Source organism: Sulfodiicoccus acidiphilus, assembly GCF_003967175.1.
GTDB classification, from domain to species: Archaea; Thermoproteota; Thermoprotei_A; order Sulfolobales; family Sulfolobaceae; genus Sulfodiicoccus; species Sulfodiicoccus acidiphilus.
This window is the reverse complement of the sequence record NZ_AP018553.1, coordinates 364,843-382,645: the sequence shown is the minus strand read 5'-3', so window position 1 is coordinate 382,645 and position 17,803 is coordinate 364,843. Positions and strand designations below refer to the sequence as shown.

The window sequence follows — 17,803 nt, the reverse complement described above, 5'->3', positions numbered from 1 at the left end:
AGTGTGGCTCATTTAACACTTCGCTCGGAGATTAGCTCCACGGCCCTCAGTAGGTCGTCTTTAGTGTTGTAGAAGTGAGGTGCAAGTCGCAGACCAATGCCCCTACTGGAGGTAACAACTCCCTTCCTTCGTAACTCGTTTTCTAGACCGTGGGGATCGTCTACAACGAAGGATACGATCGCCCCCCTTTCCCTCGCCTCCTCTGGAGTGATCGTTTTCAAGCCCCTCTCCTTCCCCAACTCAATAGCAGAAGTAGTCAGTACCTTCACCTTCTCTTCTATTCTTTGAACTCCAACATCGAGTATCTTTTTCATCCCAGCTATGGACGCGTAAATGGCGGGTACTGACCACGTTCCCGACTGGAACCTGTCCGCTCCATCGGCATAATCCAACTCTTCAGCCCCGAACTTGAACGGATCCCTCTGCGAGAACCACCCTATATACGTCGGACGCAGACGGTCCACTATGTCTCCCCTTACGTAGAGAAAAGCCAAGCCAGGGAGCCCTAGGAGGTACTTGAGAGTTCCTGACGCAAGGAAGTCGACATCCAACTTCCTCACGTCTATCGAAGTGTTTCCAGCAGACTGATAGGCGTCGACGTAGACGTACGCACCGACCTTGTGCGCCTCCTCGATAATGGCCTTTACGTCTTGTTTGAAGCCGTTAAGCGAGCTCACGTGTATAGCACTCACTAACAGCGTTCTCTCTGTTAAGGCTTTGCTGTAGTCCTCAATGCTCAGTTTGTAGTTCGCATGGTGAAGAGTGATCACCTTTGCCCCATACTTCGTTTGAGCCAAGGCGATGAAGTTAGTGGTCGGATACTCCATGTCACTAACGACGATCTGATCCCTTGTTCCGTACTCAAAGGAACTGAGGAGAGCCCCTAGCGCTGAAGATACGGAGAAATGGGGTACGACTTCGTCAGGAGACGCCCCAATCAGGCGAGAGAAAAGGATCTTAGCTTCCTTCACCCTCTCCACCCACAAGTCCCAAGGGTTACCAAACTCCATTAGGTCGTTCTTATATCTTTCAAGACTCTCAAACATCTCCCTGTATGGAGGAGCGTGGGAGCATGCAGCGAGGTGTATGTTCCTCGTCATGAGGTCGATGAGCGAGGTGTCCATACTTCTGAACTCAACTCCCAGACGATTTAAAGTTTAGGAACCCTTCAGATAAGGAAAACCGTGTTAGTTCTTTACTTGTGACAAGGTCGTTCTTTTTCGATAATTATCGAAAACTAGTCTGACACTCGTTTCAAACTGAATTCCTCGGAATGATAATCTCACTGGAAAAGAAGTATTTACTCCTTACTCTTTTACATTACTGAAATAAGGTTTCGTAAGTCTAGAATGCATGAAGTACTGTAAAAGTATATTTAAACAAGGTTAACTAGAAACGGTCCAGATATATAAGGGCAGTACCTGCCACAGCAACAGAAACCTAGCAGGTAAGTAAATAGGAATTCCATAGAAATCCTTCCCTAGACCGACACTCTGCATGAGGTCTTCGAGGGCGTAGTGTCTAGTGTATCTCAGCGAACTGATCCTTAGGGACTCCTCCCTCGAGTGGGTCTTGAACTTCTCCACGTTCTTAGGTGCCTTCTCGTGAGGTCTCGGGTTGGGAACTCTTGGTTCGAAGCTGGGAAGGGCCTCTCGATCCTAACACTTATCTCTAAGATCTAGTTCGTGTTGAGTAGTTTGAGGAAACTCGTAACCCTCCAATGCGAATGTATGTTTTCGTGAGGAACTAGTTTCTATTATACCTGATCGAGGAGGAAGTCCCCATACCAACTATCTCGCTCGAACTGAACGACCTCAACTTGGTAGCTTCTTCTTTATCGCTTCTGAACCTTAAGTATCTTCCACACTTCATGAGCATAGAGAAATAATTGCGTTTGTTCTCTACTAGGAATCCGCGCTAGGCAGTTTAAGGACATCTCCTTCGGCTTCGTGAAGGGAGACCTGTTGTACAATTCGTGAGTGAAGTAATGGATTCTAAGGTTCGTTTCCTTAAGATAGAACTACCCCAGTTAGTTCCATGTAAACCTCTCTATCTACCTGCAAGAGCAGAATTCTGCCACGCCGGTATCATGTATTTCTGACAACAACTTCAGCTGGGCCTTCAACACCTCCAACAACTGATCGTTTGTGGGTATAGGGCTGAACTCTACGTGTGATATTAAGACGATATCGTGATAAAAACCTCGACTCTAATTAAGACGCTCCATCCGTTCCTCATGGGTGGCGACTTCCACCTCCTTAACTCTACTCCGCTCAGATAAAGAATTACATAAGACATAAAGAGGAGGGTCTCATTACTTTCAAAAGTTTAGTGATGAGTGTCTTCTAGACAGTCCCGCTTTACAAAAATTAGTCCAACATTTAGGTAAAGATCTACTGAAGCTAAGATTAATGGCAGCCTGAAATTCAGTTCATGTGAAAGCTAGACAGTCGATTCGCTGAAGATATAGAACGATATCAGCTTTCGAACGTCCACCCACGACCAGCAGTCTAATTGCATCAAGGCTTAAACGTTCCACTCCAAGAATGTTTAATATACTAAAATTTTAAAAATAATAAAAGAGAATAATTCAGCGGTGACTTTTTCGCGTGAGATCTAAACTAGACCTATATCCTAGCTATTTTCGCAACTCACTTCCTATGGAGGAATTCTGCTAGCTTCCCTTTCACTTCAGGTCTGAGGAGAGTCTGAGCGTACTGGGAGGCTTCATATTTCAATCCGTCCTGGATGGTCATCTTACCCCAGTTGTTTAGACTGGCTTTAGCTGCGGCTAGGGACTTGACGTCTTTCTCAGCTACTTTACCAGCCAAAAGAAGCGACTCCTCCATTAACCGATCTCGTGGAACTACCTTATTAACAAGCCCCAATCTGAGAGCTTCATCAGCGTCGATTAGTCCACCTGTAAAGATCATTTCCTTGGCTTTCCTGAGTCCCACTAACCTAGGAAGTCTCTGCGTTCCTCCTCCTCCAGGAATCAAGCCTAGGTTGAGCTCGGTTTGTCCAAACTTGGCCTCGCTGCTCGCCACTACTAAATCCAGGGTCAGCAAGAGTTCCAATCCACCACCTACTGCCACCCCATTGACTGCTCCGATCGTAAGCTTGGGATAGGACTCCACATAGTCGAGCAGACTGTGGACGAACGTTACATACTCTCTTACATTAGTCTCATCTAGAGAGAGCAGATAGTTCACGTCGGCACCCGCGCTAAAGGCCTTTCCTGCCCCAGTTATAATGACGGCTCTGATCTCTGGATTTGCCTCGGCGTCCCTCAAGAGACCTAAGAGCGCCCTACGCATTTCTAGGTTCATGGCATTGAGGGTCTCAGGTCTATTTAGAATTAGAACGAGGGTGTTACCCCTTTTCTCCGATAACACGGTTTGAGACATGAGTTAGTGAGATGGAGGAAGAGAGATAAAAAACAAGTTCCTTAAAAAATTAGATTCAGATAGCTATCTCCTCTAGTTCCTTCCTAGGCGGTATATTCTTCATTACTACTCCCAAAATCACAAGCCCCAACAGTTCTGGCACCACCTCTACCCATAGCCAGGCTCCGTTAAAGGAGAGGGCCGGTATTAATGCTGCGAAGAGAAGAGGCCATACTGCTTGTCCTAGACTCCAGAACGCTCCTCCCCATATAGCACCTGTTGCCCTAACCCTAGTGGGGAATGCCTCTGAGTTCAACCTCACCAAGGCTGAGAATTGGCCGTTCTCTGTAAAGAAGAACAGTATGTAGTAAGCGTAAAGGGTCAACAAACTGTGAGCAACGTCAAAGGTAAGGAGGTAAATCCCTATGGACTCTATCAATGCGAAGATTATAATTGAGTACTTGGCGCCTATCCAATCGTTAAGAACACCGTTTATAATGTAACCTATGATCCCAGCGAAAGAGACCACGGTGAACATCGTAGCTAGCTCTACATACGGAAACCCTTTGACGTCCTGGAAGTATATAGGTTGGAAGCTGTTGGCAGTTATAGCTATACCAGTGGTTAGGAAGTTCCAGAAGGCTAAGACTAAAGTGGTCCTGCGTAGGTCCTTGGCCAATAACTGCCCATACTGTCCGCGACCGAGTTGGTTAACGTTCACGCTATATTGTTGAAGTAGCCTATTCAAGGTCTCTGTATCGCCTCTCTTCTTGGCCTCTCTGACTGCCTTGAGGTGCTCGAACCTCGTAGAGTCCTTAAGTTTAAGTCCTCGTAGGAGAAGGACTAGGAGCGCCGGAAGAAAGGCAAAAAGGAACGCCACCCTCCAACCGTAGGTCGGACCGAAGGTAGAAATGGTGAAGAGGGCTATAGCGCTAGCTAGTCCATAGCCGAAGACCCACCCTGACTGCATTATGGAGAGTGCGAGTCCCCTCAGCCTCTTGCCTACCACCTCGCTCAATAAGGTTGAACCCGCACCCCACTCTCCTCCCGTGAAAGCCCCCGCAGCTAAACGTATTCCGAACCAGCTTAGAAATCCATTTATGAAATACTGCAGCATAGAGAAGAAGGCCGTTCCCACCAGGGTGAACTGGAGAATGAACCTTCTTCCGAGTCTATCCCCTAAGGGACCTAGGATGAGGCTGACGACGAAGCTAGCGAAGAAACCTCCAGATATCACATAGGAGTACTGCTGAAGAGAAAGATGAAGTGTTGATGTTATGGGTCCTGACAATATTAGAATGAGGTTCCCGTCGGTGTTGATGAGTCCCCACCCTAAATAAATGAGGAGGGCCGCTAACACTACATAACCGGTCGTCTCCTTGGATGGAGCGGTCTTCTCTCCGGTCTTTTCGGGAGAACCAGTAGGTGAACTCTCAGCACCTGGATTTCCTGCTTTACTTAGAGGGTCCTTATTTTCTTCCCCCTTCTTCATCGTATTAATAACACTGTTTCAAGGTTAAATAACTTTTTGCCGGATTCTTCACATCTTATGGGACACCAATAGTTGCGAGACTTCACTTTTCATCTTACACTCGAGGAGTAGAGGAGTAGAAGTTAGTTATAGAAAGACACTAAACTCCGCTAGACCCCTCTCTTTTTAAGGGAAAGGTGCAATCACCTCGCATGGGGCTCGGAGAAGAGGTTTTCTCAATTGTGAGTAAAGCTAAAGTGTACGACCTCGGACAACCCTACTGGTGGGGGATGCCAGTTCACCCGGCTGACCCTCCGTTTCTCTTCTTCCTCTACAGGTACCACGAACACACGAAGGACCTTTTCCAAAGTGTCGCGCCGGGGTTCGCCGATTCCATTAGCCTCATAGTCACGTCAATGCATGCCGGCACGCACATAGATCTACCGATCCACATGTCCAGGAACCTTAAGGTGATGGGTCACGACGTGACCAAGTACGAGACCGACAAAGGTTACTCCAACCTCCCTGAAGGGTTGCTCACAATGGATGCGCTACCCCCACTGGTCCTGAGAGGTGTTCTATTCGACGTCCCCAAGGCCAAGAAGCTCGACATCCTTCCAGAGAGGTACGAGATAACACCTACTGACCTGGAGGAGGCTCTGTCCAAGGAGGGTGCGGAACTGAAGGGTGGGGACTGCGTTCTCGTTAGAACGGGCTACTCGAGGTTCTTTAGGACGGACAGGGAAAAGTACCTCCACGACTTCGCAGGGCTAGGAGCGGCGGCCGCCAAGTGGTTGGTGGACAGGGGGGCGAAAGTGGTAGCCGTAGACAATCTAGCTGCAGGAGTTCCGAAGCCCTTCGAGGTTCACAACATAGTTCTCTCAGATAACGGGAGACTCATGATGAAGAGCATAAACTTGGAGGAGCTCTCTAAGGACGAGAAGTGGGTCACCACGGTCTTCATTCTCCCCCTCAAGATAGTTGGGGGGGAGGCCTCTCTCGTCAGGCCGATAGCGATAGGCTGAGAAAAGGATCACCCTTTAATAGGCCTCCTTCATCATTCTCCTTGGTCTTTGGAAATGAAAGTAGAGCTAGAGGACGTAATCAATAGAATAGATCGCCAGGAACTAGTAAAGGTCACGACGGAGATGGTCAACATACCCAGCCCCACGGGACACGAGAAGGAGATGGGCGAGTACGTTGCAGACAAGATGAGGGAGTTGGGTTTGAAAGTGATATGGCAGGAAGTGGAGGAGGGGAGGCCGAACGTGATTGGGATACTGAAGGGTGAGGGGGGAGGACCCACTCTCCAGTTCGACGGACACTTGGACGTCTCCTTCACTGGAGCGGAGGAGTTCATGAGGGGTGGCGCAACCACCTCAAAGGCGAGGGTAGAGGAGATCGAAAACGACCAATGGATTTTTGGGGCCGGGAGCTTCAACATGAAGAGCGCCCTGGCGGCCTACTTGATCACGGCGAAAGCCCTGGTCGACTCAGGAAGGAGATTGAGGGAGACCTAGTGATATCCGCGACAAGCGGGGAGATAGAGTCGTCCCAGGTGGACGAGTTCGTGGGGAGGGAGTACAGGGGATACGGAACTGGGGCGAGGTACGCGTCCTCCCACGGACTACTTTCAGACTTCGTCGTACTCGGCGAACCCACGGGCCTGAAGATAATGATAGGGCACTTCGGGTCCTTCTGGGTGAAGCTCAGCCTCACGGGCGGTACGGTGATCCACACCGCGTGGTCGAGGGACGTGGAGAACAAGATAGAGCAACTCCCTAAAGTGATCGAGACTCTGAAGAAGTGGAGGAAAGAGTTCGAGGAGAAGACTAACTACAAGGGATACAAGGGGATAGTCAACGTTGCGGCGGTGAAAGGAGGTAGGCCGTGGAAGGCGGCGAGGACCCCAGACTCGGTCTCACTCTACTTGGACATCAGGTTCCCTCCCAACTGGACTCCCCTCGACGTGAAGGAGGAGGTGGACCAGCTTGTGACCAAACTCAACGCAGAGGACCCGAGACTTAAGTTAGAGTCAACCCCGTACGCCATAAACGTACCCACCGAAGTTTCTGAGGACGAGTACATTGTGAGGTCCCTGGTTCAGTCCCACAAGAAGGTTTTCGGGACGGAACCCGAACTCACGTACGAACTCTGGTACTCGAACGCGCCCAACTTCAACGCGTTGGGAGCCAAGGCCGTGAACTACGGGCCATCCGGTGCGAAGAGACTTCCCTCCCTAGGACTATCAGACAAGGATAGGGAGTACATAAGTGTGTCGGACCTCCACAACTGCACCAAGGTCTACGTCCTCACCTCGCTCGACATACTGTCGAAGACAAGGGAAGAAGTTAGACGCAAGTGAGACAACCTTAAAAACGTCAAAGGAAAGTGTGAACACATGGCTTCCTCCATATATGGAAAATACACTAAGGAGTCCCCACCTATACTTAGGTTAGTGACGTACGCAGAGCCCAACTTGAAGATCAGGAGGACAGGTTTCGTTGTTGGGAACAAGGTAGTCGATGTTAACGTTGCGAGCAGGTTCTTCATGTGGAACGACAGCCCGGACCTGGAAAGGGACGAGTTCTCCTCCTACTACGCCCCCACCGACATGTTGACCCTTGTGAGGAGGGGAGAAGGCGCTGTGAAACACCTGGACAGGGTCTTCAGGTACTTCGTGGACGTCCTGAGCGAGGGAAGGTCAGTGAGGGGACCAGAGGGGAGAACTTCGTGTTCGACCTAGGTCAGGTGGAAATCAAGGCCCCCCTGAGGCCGGGCAAGTTCATTCACACGGCTGGCAACTTCAGGGAGCACGCCCAGGAAGGTAAGGAGGCCGGCTGGCCGTTCCCCATCCCTCAGTGGATCTCGTTCCTGAAGAACCCGGACGCGGTGATAGGGCACGACGATAACATAGTGAAGCCCCACTTCGTCAAGCAGCTGGACCACGAGCTCGAGCTCGCGATAGTGATCGGCAGGAAGGTAAAGAACGTCGAGGTTGGAAAGGCCTTCAGCGCCATATTCGGATTCACGATATTCAACGACGTCACTGCCAGGGACATCCAGAGGGAAGAAATGAAGAACGGTCTCCTCAACTTCGGGAAGAATTTGGACACGTTCACGGTCCTTGGGCCCGCAATAGTCCCCAAGGAGTACATAGGAGACGTTCACAACTTGGCAATGGAGCTCAGAGTGAACGGTGACCCAAGACAGGTAGGGTCGACCTCAAGGCTCAGCGTGAAAATAGAGGAGATAGTGTCCAGGTATTCGTGGGTCACCCTCAACCCAGGAGACATGATATCCACAGGAACCATATCTGGAGTGGCCGCCTTCAGGAAGCCCGATCCCACTCCCTTCTTCCTGAAGGACGGTGACGTCCTAGAGTGTGAGATAGAGAAAATAGGACTGATGCGGAACAAGGTAGTCGACGAGAAGTGAACGCGCAAGTCCCTGTGGAGCGGCTCCTTACAGAAGCCCTGAGTAAATCTAAGTAAACAGTTCACAGTAGCTCGAGGGGCCGAGGATGTCTCAGGTCGATGGTGGCCTACCTCCTCGCTCAAACTCGTCTCCTTCCTAGGAGTGGCGCCAATTGGTAATTCTTTCTAGAGATCTTGACAGATACTTAGTCCCTATTTACGAATATATAGCAATATAACCCAAGTGAAAATAGCTACTATTTAACTACTACCTTATTGAAGCAAATACATTTCAACAATATTGATCCATTTTACAGAACTATATTGGCTCGTTACTTACCCGTTCCCCCACACAAATCAGGTCTGATCGCTGGATGGAAGGAGAGGTCCTCGATCTGTGACGCACATCCGCAAGATAGGTCCGTCGCCTTCTACCCAGAAACCTCTTAGTCCCCTGACTTCCCCTCCTGACCTTCAAAAACTAAGGATTTTCGATCGTTTTAGAGTTGACGTCCGATGAAGGTCGTCACGGGGATGGTAATAGAGGATTGACCTAGCCGTGAACTACCCCGCCCTCGCGGACGGGGCATCTCCCGGTGGGGATTTCCTGCTTCCCGGAGGGACCTCGATCCCCGTCCGTAGCGGAGGTTCAGTGGAACCTTTCTGTGAACAGTACGGAAGGGGGATCGCGGAGGGTTTCCTCTCCACGGGCGTGAGTTCCCCCAGCCCCTAGGGTGCGACCCAGCTCTTTCAGTTAGGTCTGGGAAACACTGGGGTTTTTATCACAAAACGTTTCTACGAGGGGGGCATCCGTCCTCGCTGAAGGGGACTTCCGTCCCCTTGACCCCCCTTGAAGTTAAATCTTCAACGTAGATCTCATCGTATTGCTCTGCTAGCTACAAAGTCACCTTGTTTACGTAATCATTCGTCAAATTCTTCACATTTTCGTGATGTTTGGATAGTTTTTCCTCGACCTTCTCACAGTTTCTCGAACCTTTCTTCTTCCTAGATAATGACTTTCGCAAAACCTTTATCCTCTCCTCAACCTTATCAAAGGACTTCGAATTCTCTAGTCTGTTCCGTCAGAAGTAGTTATCAGTTTCTCTACCCCTAGGTCTATTCCAACCACTTTCCCAGTCTTTTCAAGAGGCTTCTTTTTCTACCTTCACCTGAAATATTGCGTACCAGCCAGTAGTATTTCTCTTTATTGTCACTCCTTTTATATCCCCTTCTAATGGTCTATGAAGAGTACTTTTATCCTTTCTTTTTTAAAGTAATTAGTATATCTCCTCAACTTCGAGACCCCATTGGTTTTTGATGATCTTTGTGATCTTCTTATAACTGAGTTTCCCACTTTCGTCATCTTATTCAGTTCGTGAAGGGCGTTGATGTTATACCGTAGCTAGTTGTTCACAATTTGTTAATACTTTGGAGCAAACTTGTCCCTTCAGTCTATTTTCAGATCTTTCAACATTTGTTGAGTATCGTAGGTGTTGTTTTATTTCCTTCTTTTCCGCATTGTTCTCAACGTCAGCAATGCGTTTTACACTTTCGCTCCAACTTGCATTACTTTGAGGAGTTTATCTCCTACTTCTCTCGTTGGCTGACTTTCTCACCGCCCTGGAAGGGCGATGGTTCCCTCCCAGAGGGATCGTCGTTCCCACCATCGGTTCGGGTTTACATCTCTCGTTTGGTGGGCAGTCGAGTGGATCAGAGGTCCACTCCCATTTGAAGAGGAGGGGACTTTCATCGCAAAGCTCTAGTCCCTTAAGGAGAAGAGAGACGATGGTTGCTCCTCCCACAGTCCCGTTAAGCCCTCTTTCGAGCTGGGGAGGAGCGTCGTTAGTACCACTAAGAGAAATTTCACAAAGAAGTATTTAAATACAAGGGGGCTGTTCACCCCCGTGAAGGGCGAGGCTTTCCGCCCCCTCAACCCCCGACTTTGTAAATCTCGTATTTGAATGGGAGTGGAATGGTGTTATTCTTTTCATTGACTCTCCACTCTTTTACACCTCAAGCGTTACTTGTCCGCTCGTTGCTAGGAAATAGGATGGAGACCAGAAACGTCACTTCCAAAGTTTCCCCTCGACTTGAGGAAATCTTCTCTGGATCTCGTCACGTAATTGTCTTTGCCTTAGCGGGCCCTCAGCTATCCAAAACCAAAGCGAACAGGAAAAACTTGACGACGACCTCTTCGCATTTAAGCCTTGTCAGTACTTGGGCTCCACCCCAAGTAACGAGTTGGCTAACCTGGCCCTTTCCCCGAGGTAGTGGGTGGTCAGCGATTCCAAGGCGGCGGAGTCCCTGTAGAACTTCTCCACTCCTGTGTACTCAAAGTAGCCGTACCCTCCGTGGACTTGTAGCGACATCCTGGCCGTCCTCCGGGCTAGGTCCAAGGCCATGAGCTTGGCCTCCCCGGCCTCGATCGAGTCCTTCTCAACTGAGTAGACGAACCTCTCAATCGCCCTCACTTCCGAATCGTACTGAAGTAACTCGAAGGCCAGGGGCTGAAACTCCGCGAGCAGGGCATTGAACGCCCTCCTAGACCTCGCGTAGTCGATCGCCCTCTGCAGCGCACCCTGTGCCATCCCGAGGGCTATAGCGGCAACTTCCAGCGAAGCTCCGTAGAGCAGGTTTCCCAGGAAGTCTCCATCCACCTCCGTGAAGGTCCTCAGAGGAGAGTCAACCACAACCTTCGAGAGCCCCAGACCCCTGAAGCCCAGGCTAACTTCCCTCTTCACCTCTCGGATCCCCTCCGTTAACGCTATCAACAGCTTTGGTCCCTGGACTAACACCACGTCCGCTTTCGGTAGCAGGAGGTAGTTCCTCTCTCCCCTCACCCTATCTCCTTCGACCCTCAGGGGTTCCCCTTGTCCTAGGGCGTCCTCGAGCGACACCGTAGCGACTAACTTCCCAGACACTACGTCGGGGAGAAACGAATCTCCCAACTTGGCCGTGGCCAGCGCCCTCCCCGCGAAGTTCTGTATGAGGACGAAGAGCGCGGTAGTGGGGGACACCTTGGCCATTTCCTGCAACGCCAACATGAACCCTACGCTGTCGAGCTCCGCCCCTCCGTACTTGGAGGGGACGGTTGCACCTAGGAAACCTGCCGAGGCCAACTTCTCCCTGAGCTCGGCGTCCACCCCCTCGGCCTCCACCCTTTCCGCCCTATGGGAGAGTTCTCTCTCTGCGAACTCCTTGGCCGTGCTCCTCAGAAGTAACTGATCTTCCGTGAACGTCTCGATCACCTCTTCCCCTTCAGAAGCATCCTAGATATCACGAGCTTCTCGACCTCGTTAGTTCCCTCCCAGATCTCCTCGATCTTGGCATCCCTGTAGAACTTTTCGAGTCTACTGGTCAGGCCCCTAAGCCCAGTGTACCTAAGCGCCAAGTCTGTGACGTGAACTGCAGTTTCTCCCGCGAAATACTTGGCCATGCTTGTCCTCACGGGATCGGGGGAGAACCTGAACAACCTATCCGCCGCGTCGTAGGTGAGGAGCCTCGCGGCGTGGACCCTAGTGGCAGCTTCTGCTATGGCGAACTGGTAGCTCTCCCTGTTCCCTAGGCCGTTGCTCACCACGTACTCCACGAAGGAGTCGAGTGCACCCTGGGCTATCCCGAGGGCTTGCGTGGCGACGTGTATCCTACTTATGTCGAAGAACGTCATGACGTAGTAGAATCCCTTCCCCTCCTCCCCTATGACGTTCTCCTCTGGGACCTCTACGTCGTGAAACTTTATGTGAGCTGTGCTGGTTGCCCTCATGCCCAACTTACCCTTCATCTGGGTTGCCTCGAACCCAGGCCACGAGGACTCCACCACCACCATCGTCATCCCGTGATGTCTCTTCTCAGGGGAGGGAGGTGGAGAACTCCTGGCGAGGACGTAGAAGTGGTCGGCCACGGTCCCGTTGGTGATGAATATCTTTTCTCCGTTCAGGATCCACCCCTTACCTCTCCTCTCCAACCTGCTCTTTATACCAGCGACGTCACTTCCCGCCGACGGTTCGGTGACAGCGAACCCACTTATCTTCTCCCCCCTTAGCACCGGTTCTAGGTACTTCCTCTTCAGGTAGTCGCTACCGAAGAGCATGATTACCTCGGAACCGAAGGCTGCACTTAGAGCCGATATCCCAAGCCCTGGATCGACCCTGCAGAACTCCTCCATGGCCACCAACATCCCCCACGGATCGTTCATGTTAAGGAAGCCGGCCTCGAACGCTTTCCTCCTTATCTCCTCCGGGTACTTCTCCTCTTCCTCGTACTTCCTGATCCTGTCCTCCGTGAACTCGCGGATCGCGAACTCCCTCGCCTTGCTCCTGAGTTCGTCCAAGTTCTCGGGTATCACACGTCACACCCCCTCAAGAACGATGGAGAAACCCTGTCCTCCACCCACGCACAGCGTCGCCACCCCCGTCCCACCTTTCCTTTCGTGGAGGGTTCTAGACAGCGTCCCCACCAGCCTCGCTCCGGTGGCTCCCAGTGGGTGGCCTATGGCGATTGCGCCGCCGTGGACGTTCACCCTCTCCTCTGGAACGTTGAGCTCCCTCAGAGCGTAAAGCACTACCACCGCGAACGCCTCGTTGATCTCCCAGAAGTCCACGTCGTCCACCTTCAACCCGGCCCTCTGCAGGGCCTTCCTGCTGGCCGGAACAGGCCCCTTGCCCATGACGTGAGGAGGAACCCCCGCCCAGGCCGTCGCCCTGATTCTGGCCAGGGGCTTGAGGCCGTACTGGTTGACCTTGGCCTCCGAGGCCAACATGACCAGCGACGCCCCCGCGTTGTATGGAGCGGAGTTGCCCGCAGTGATCACCCCTCCTGGCTTGAACGCGGGTTGAAGCTCGGCCAGCTTCTCCACGCTTGTGTCGGGCCTTATGCTCTGGTCCCTGTCAACCTTTATCAGCTTCCCCTCGTGCTCCACCTCGAGGGGCAGGATCTCCTCCCTGAACCACCCCTCCTCGGTGTACTTGTGGGCTAGCCTGTGGCTCCTTAGGGAGAACCTGTCCATTTCCTCCCTACTTATCCCGCTCTCTTGAGCAAGGTTCTCCGCCGTTAGTCCCATGACGTATCCTGAGCTCATCTGATACTTGAGGTACTCTGGCCTAGTCAACAGCCTGTAGTTGGGCTCGAAGTGTGGGTTGTTCACCATGGGGACGTGAGTCATGTGTTCGTACCCACCCGCTAGCACCACGTCCGAGTTACCTGTGGCTATCTCCATTGCCCCCACGGACACAGCGTTCATGGATGAGGCGCACTGTCTATCGAGGGCGAAGCTCGGCACTTCTGGAGGTAGTCCTGCCAGGAGTACTGGGTGCCTTCCACCGAAGCTCCAATTCTCCCCCACCTGCAGCGCGCACCCAACTATCACGTCGCCAACGTCCTTGGGGTCCACGCTAGTCCTCCTGAGGGAGGCCTTTATGAGCTCCGCCATGGCCTCGTCCATCCTGATGGAGTTGAACACGTCCCTCTCCGGTTGGTTGGGCCTGGACCTCGAGTAGGCGGTCCTGAGGAAGTCCACCACGTAAACGTCCACTTACCTCCCCTTGAACTGAGGTTTCCTCTTCTGCATGAAGGCCGAGATCCCCTCCTTGAGGTCCTCGGTGCCGAAGAGCACCCCGGAGGCGAAGGACTCCATCTCGAGGCCAACGTCGGACGGAACTTCGGCGGCCTTGTTTATCAACCTCTTGGCTAGGGCGGCAGCCACCGGGGCCACGCGATCCGACAACTCCGAAGCGAACTTGAGGGCCTCCTCCTCGTCCTTCACGATCCTGTTCACCAAGCCCATCTCCGCCGCCTGTTTGCCACTCATCCTCTCTGTCGTGAGGACGTAGAAGAGGGCCCTGCTGGCACCGATCAGTCTCGCCAGCCTCTGCGTGCCTCCCCACCCCGGCACTAGGCCAAGTCCGACCTCGGGGAAACCCACCTGCGCGTCCTCTGTGGCCAGCCTTATGTCGCAGGCCAGGGAAAGCTCTAACCCTCCTCCAAGCACGTAGCCCTTCATCAGGGCCACGGTCACCTTTGGAATCTCGGATAGCTTCCTGAACGTCCTCTCTCCCTTCCTCCCGAACTCCAGGAATTGGAACGGGTCCCTGAAGAAAGAGGAGAGCTCGGCGCCGGCGGAGGTGTTCTCTCCCTCACCGGTCACCAGAACCACCGTCACGGACTGGTCGCTCCAGAGCTGCTCGATCGCCCTGTCCAGCGCCTCTATGACCTCTCCGTTTATGAGGTTCAGCCTTGGCCTGTTGATCTTCAGCAACGCCACCTTACCCATCCTCTCCAGTCTCACGGCGTCGGTGGTGGGTTGTTGCACCCTCCCCTCAAGGACGTCCCTCATCCTGCCCTCCCTTATGGATTGGGCGGGGGAGAACACGGTAGAGTTGAGCTCTCTAGATATCCTCTCCAACCTCTCGGCCACCTCGGAGCTCCTGAAGGCCTTGGCCGCCGAGATCGGACCGAAGGGTCTGTTCATCCCCAACTTCACTGCGGTCTCCACGTCCTGGGGAGAGGCCACCCCCATCTCGACGAGCTTCACCGCCTCGTTTATCTCTATCGCGATGACGTCTGCTAAATCCAACGTACCTGGGTTCCCCCTCACCTCCGGCCTTCCCTTGGACCAGTCGTAGAAGCCCCTACCGCTCTTCTTCCCGAGTGAGCCAGAGTTCACCATGTCCCTGAGGACAGTGCATTGCCCGTAATCTGGCGAGACCTCCTTAGCGAAGTACTCCAGCGAGTGGTAGGCCACGTCTATCCCAACGAAGTCCATGAGCTCGTATGGACCCATGGGTAGTCCCTGGGCCCGGGCCGTGGAGTCCACGTCCTGGACATTGATCCCCCTCTGGACGAGGAGGCAGAAGAAGAGTGTCTCAGCAGCGTTTATCCTGTTAACTATGAACCCTGGCACGTCCTTCCTCACCACTACTGGGACCTTTCCTATGTTCTTCGTCACTTCAACCGTCCTCTGAACCGCGTCTTCGCTAGTCCTCTCTCCCCTTATTACCTCGACCAACTGCATCACAACTGCGGGGTTGAAGAAGTGCATTCCCACCACCCTCTCCGGGTGAGAGGTGGCCTCCGCCAAGGTGGTGATCCTTATGTTCGACGTGTTGGAGGCCAGAATAGCGTCGGGCCTCGTCGACGAGTCGAGCCTCCTGAACACGTCCCTCTTGAGATCCACCACCTCGGGAACCGCCTCAACCACGAAGTCCGCGTCTCTCACAGCAGCCTCCAGGTCGGTGGACGTCGAGATCCTGGCCACAACGACCGAGGAGGGTTCCTTGAGTCTGCCCTTCTCCTCCAGCTTTGACAGACTCTCCCTTATCCTCCCCAATCCCTTCTCTAGGAACTCCCGCTTAACGTCGACCATTCCGACGGAGTGGCCGGCGATTGCGAAGACCTCAGCTATGCCGTGGCCCATCTCCCCAGCCCCTACCACCACGACCTTCATCACATCACCCTCCTCACCACTGAGGCTAGCCTACCCGCGGCCGCGAGGTCACCCCTAACCTTCAGGGCCCCGCTGAGCACCGCGTCGACGGGGCTGACCTTACCCTGGACGACGTCCTCGACGACCGACGACGGCCCCTCCACCTCCACGTCTGCCGTCGGCGCCCTGCCCCTCACTACGCTCACCCCCTCCCTCCTCAAGGAGATGTAGAAGGGATCCTCCGTGAGGAACTGAAAGACCTTCTCTCCCCCGACCTGGGCAACTAAGTCTGTCGGATAAGTCCTACGCAACAGACTGTCCACCAAAACAACGACGTTCATAGTGGGAGCTCACGGCCATACACTTTAACTTTATCGGAGAGTCCACCTCAGTGGAACGGAAGCCGAGGTTAAACTCTCTATCCCAGCTCAAAGTAGTTTAAGCGAGGAAGAGACGAAGGAGAGAAGCGAGGAAATTGCTCATAATCAAACATTTTAAACCCAGCTCACTAAAGCGCCGCATGGCGTACGATTACCAGTTGAACATCAAGTCCCTCCTCGATTCAGCGGTCTCCAGGAACCCCAACACCGAGGTGGTGTACAAGGACGAGCGGTACACACTCTCTCAGTTCAGGGAGAGGGTGGCTAGGCTCGCCCAAGGCCTCCACGACGTGGGAGTGAGACAAGGTGACGTGGTGGCTGTGATAGACTGGGACACAATGAGGTACATGGAGCTCTACTTCGCCGTACCCATGATGGGGGCCACCCTCCACACGGTGAACGTGAGGTACCCGCCGGAGGTGGTGCTCTACACCATGAAACACGCCGACGACAGCTACGTAATAGTGAGGGACGAGTTCCTACCTTTGATAGAGAAGTTCAAGGACGCCTTCTCCTTCGTGAAGGGGTGGATAGTGTACAGCGACGATGGAAAGGCCAGGACGTCACTTGAGGCTCACCAATACTCTGACCTACTTTCGGGTCCGAAGTACGACTTCCCAGAGCTACCGGAGGAGACCAGGGCCACCATGTTCTACACTTCTGGAACCACGGGTATGCCGAAGGGGGTGTGGTTCACCCACAGGCAACTGGTGCTGCACGCGCAGTCTGTGGCCCTGGCCGGGAGGAGCGACCCACTGGCGCTGACCCAAAGGGACGTATACATGATATTGGTCCCCATGTTCCACGTCCACGCGTGGGGGATGCCATACGTGGCCGTGACGGTGGGTTCCAAGTACGTCCTTCCGGGGAAGTACGAGGTGCCGAGGATATTGGAGCTCATTAAGAGAGAGGGCGTCACTTACTCGGCCATGGTTCCTACGATCCTTTACATGATACTTAACCACCCTGGAGTGAAGGAGTATGCCCAATACCTCAAGGGGATGAGGATCACGATAGGAGGCATGGCGCTCCCTCGGGGACTCGCAGCGAAGGCAAAGGAGATGGGGATCACCACAGTGGGAGGGTACGGTCTATCCGAGACCTGCCCTGTCCTCACCATAGGCGTCTACAACGCAGAGCTGAAGGACGCAGACGAGGAGACCAAGTTCAGGTGCTCCATCTCCGCCGGCACCCCCGTACCTCTGGTGGAGCTCAGGGTGGTGGACGAGAACATGAATGATGTACCCCACGATGGCAAGACGGTAGGGGAGGTCGTGGTTAGGGCGCCCTGGCTGACGAAGGAGTACTACAAGGACCCAGAGAGGACGGAGAGGCTCTGGAGGGGCGGGTGGCTCCACACTGGCGATCTCGCCACCATGGATCAGTACGGCTACGTCACAATAGTGGACAGGGAGTCCGACTCGATAAAGAGCGGAGGAGAGTTCATTCCCACGTTGCTGCTGGAGAGCGCCATAAGCGAGTGTCCAGGTGTGGGCGAAGTGGCGGTGGTGGGGGTGCCAGACCAGAAGTGGGGGCAGAGGCCTGTGGCCTTCGTCGTGAAGTCAGGTGAGGTGAACGAACGAGTCATACGCGACCACCTGGCTAGGTTAGTCGAGCAGGGGAGGATACAGAAGTGGTGGATGCCGGACAGGTTCGTTTTCGTGGACTCCATGCCCAAGACGTCTACCCACAAGGTGGACAAGAAGGAGCTCAGGAAGATGATCCAGTGA

At 53.2% G+C, this 17,803-nt stretch carries 14 protein-coding genes and 2 pseudogenes; 6 read left to right on the top strand and 10 right to left on the bottom strand.

Translation table 11 applies throughout. The features are described from left to right. Window positions 1-8: 8 nt before the first annotated feature. From HS1genome_RS02180 to HS1genome_RS02170, 3 genes are all read right to left on the bottom strand, one after another. Complete coding sequence (locus tag HS1genome_RS02180; protein ID WP_126449318.1) at window positions 9-1,124, bottom strand: aminotransferase class V-fold PLP-dependent enzyme; 1,116 nt, start codon at window positions 1,122-1,124, stop codon at window positions 9-11. A 1,527-nt stretch (window positions 1,125-2,651) separates the two neighbouring features. Beyond that, the gene (locus HS1genome_RS02175) at window positions 2,652-3,407 is read right to left on the bottom strand and encodes an enoyl-CoA hydratase/isomerase family protein (protein ID WP_126449317.1); all 756 of its coding nucleotides are present in this window, start codon (window positions 3,405-3,407) and stop codon (window positions 2,652-2,654) included. A 55-nt stretch (window positions 3,408-3,462) separates the two neighbouring features. Then, window positions 3,463-4,878 carry an MFS transporter gene (locus HS1genome_RS02170; protein ID WP_126449316.1) on the bottom strand — a complete coding sequence of 472 codons (1,416 nt, stop codon included), beginning with the start codon at window positions 4,876-4,878 and terminating at the stop codon, window positions 3,463-3,465. Between the two features lie 191 nt (window positions 4,879-5,069). On the opposite strand from HS1genome_RS02170, the gene HS1genome_RS02165 reads away from it, so the two are divergent. Genes HS1genome_RS02165 through HS1genome_RS02150 form a run of 5 tightly spaced genes read left to right on the top strand, consistent with a single transcriptional unit; the run spans window position 5,070 to window position 8,295 of the window. Continuing rightward, the gene (locus tag HS1genome_RS02165; protein ID WP_126449315.1) at window positions 5,070-5,882 is read left to right on the top strand and encodes a cyclase family protein; all 813 of its coding nucleotides are present in this window, start codon (window positions 5,070-5,072) and stop codon (window positions 5,880-5,882) included. A 48-nt stretch (window positions 5,883-5,930) separates the two neighbouring features. Continuing rightward, the gene (locus HS1genome_RS02160) at window positions 5,931-6,377 is read left to right on the top strand and encodes a zinc-binding metallopeptidase family protein (protein WP_126449314.1); all 447 of its coding nucleotides are present in this window, start codon (window positions 5,931-5,933) and stop codon (window positions 6,375-6,377) included. Continuing rightward, the gene (locus HS1genome_RS02155) at window positions 6,377-7,222 is read left to right on the top strand and encodes a peptidase dimerization domain-containing protein (protein WP_158613667.1); all 846 of its coding nucleotides are present in this window, start codon (window positions 6,377-6,379) and stop codon (window positions 7,220-7,222) included. Before HS1genome_RS02160 ends, HS1genome_RS02155 begins: the two co-directional genes overlap by 1 nt. Before the next feature lie 36 nt (window positions 7,223-7,258). Continuing rightward, a complete protein-coding gene (locus HS1genome_RS12330) occupies window positions 7,259-7,603 on the top strand; it encodes a hypothetical protein (RefSeq protein ID WP_197721500.1) in 345 nt (114 codons plus the stop codon). After that, window positions 7,591-8,295, top strand: a complete 705-nt coding sequence (locus HS1genome_RS02150; RefSeq protein ID WP_197721498.1) for a fumarylacetoacetate hydrolase family protein — start codon at window positions 7,591-7,593, stop codon at window positions 8,293-8,295. Before HS1genome_RS12330 ends, HS1genome_RS02150 begins: the two co-directional genes overlap by 13 nt. Window positions 8,296-9,172: 877 nt before the next feature. On the opposite strand, the pseudogene HS1genome_RS12425 reads toward HS1genome_RS02150, so the two are convergent. The 7 genes and pseudogenes from HS1genome_RS12425 to HS1genome_RS02105 all read right to left on the bottom strand — a co-directional run. Further along, a pseudogene (locus HS1genome_RS12425) lies at window positions 9,173-9,876 on the bottom strand (RNA-guided endonuclease InsQ/TnpB family protein); the annotation flags it as partial. A 403-nt stretch (window positions 9,877-10,279) separates the two neighbouring features. Beyond that, window positions 10,280-10,387: pseudogene (locus HS1genome_RS02130) on the bottom strand (transposase); the annotation flags it as partial. A 96-nt stretch (window positions 10,388-10,483) separates the two neighbouring features. Continuing rightward, window positions 10,484-11,521 (bottom strand): acyl-CoA dehydrogenase family protein, encoded by a 1,038-nt coding sequence (locus tag HS1genome_RS02125; RefSeq protein WP_126449311.1) that lies wholly within the window; start codon window positions 11,519-11,521, stop codon window positions 10,484-10,486. Further along, window positions 11,518-12,618 (bottom strand): acyl-CoA dehydrogenase family protein, encoded by a 1,101-nt coding sequence (locus HS1genome_RS02120; RefSeq protein ID WP_197721497.1) that lies wholly within the window; start codon window positions 12,616-12,618, stop codon window positions 11,518-11,520. The genes HS1genome_RS02125 and HS1genome_RS02120 overlap by 4 nt, the downstream gene beginning before the upstream one ends. 3 nt (window positions 12,619-12,621) lie before the next feature. After that, the gene (locus tag HS1genome_RS02115) at window positions 12,622-13,803 is read right to left on the bottom strand and encodes an acetyl-CoA C-acetyltransferase (RefSeq protein WP_126449310.1); all 1,182 of its coding nucleotides are present in this window, start codon (window positions 13,801-13,803) and stop codon (window positions 12,622-12,624) included. After that, entirely contained in the window at window positions 13,804-15,714 is a 1,911-nt protein-coding gene (locus tag HS1genome_RS02110) for a 3-hydroxyacyl-CoA dehydrogenase/enoyl-CoA hydratase family protein (protein ID WP_126451271.1), read from the bottom strand. It lies immediately after the preceding gene. Beyond that, entirely contained in the window at window positions 15,714-16,034 is a 321-nt protein-coding gene (locus HS1genome_RS02105; RefSeq protein ID WP_126449309.1) for an SCP2 sterol-binding domain-containing protein, read from the bottom strand. The genes HS1genome_RS02110 and HS1genome_RS02105 overlap by 1 nt, the downstream gene beginning before the upstream one ends. A 179-nt stretch (window positions 16,035-16,213) precedes the next feature. On the opposite strand from HS1genome_RS02105, the gene HS1genome_RS02100 reads away from it, so the two are divergent. Next, a complete protein-coding gene (locus HS1genome_RS02100; RefSeq protein WP_126449308.1) occupies window positions 16,214-17,803 on the top strand; it encodes a long-chain-fatty-acid--CoA ligase in 1,590 nt (529 codons plus the stop codon).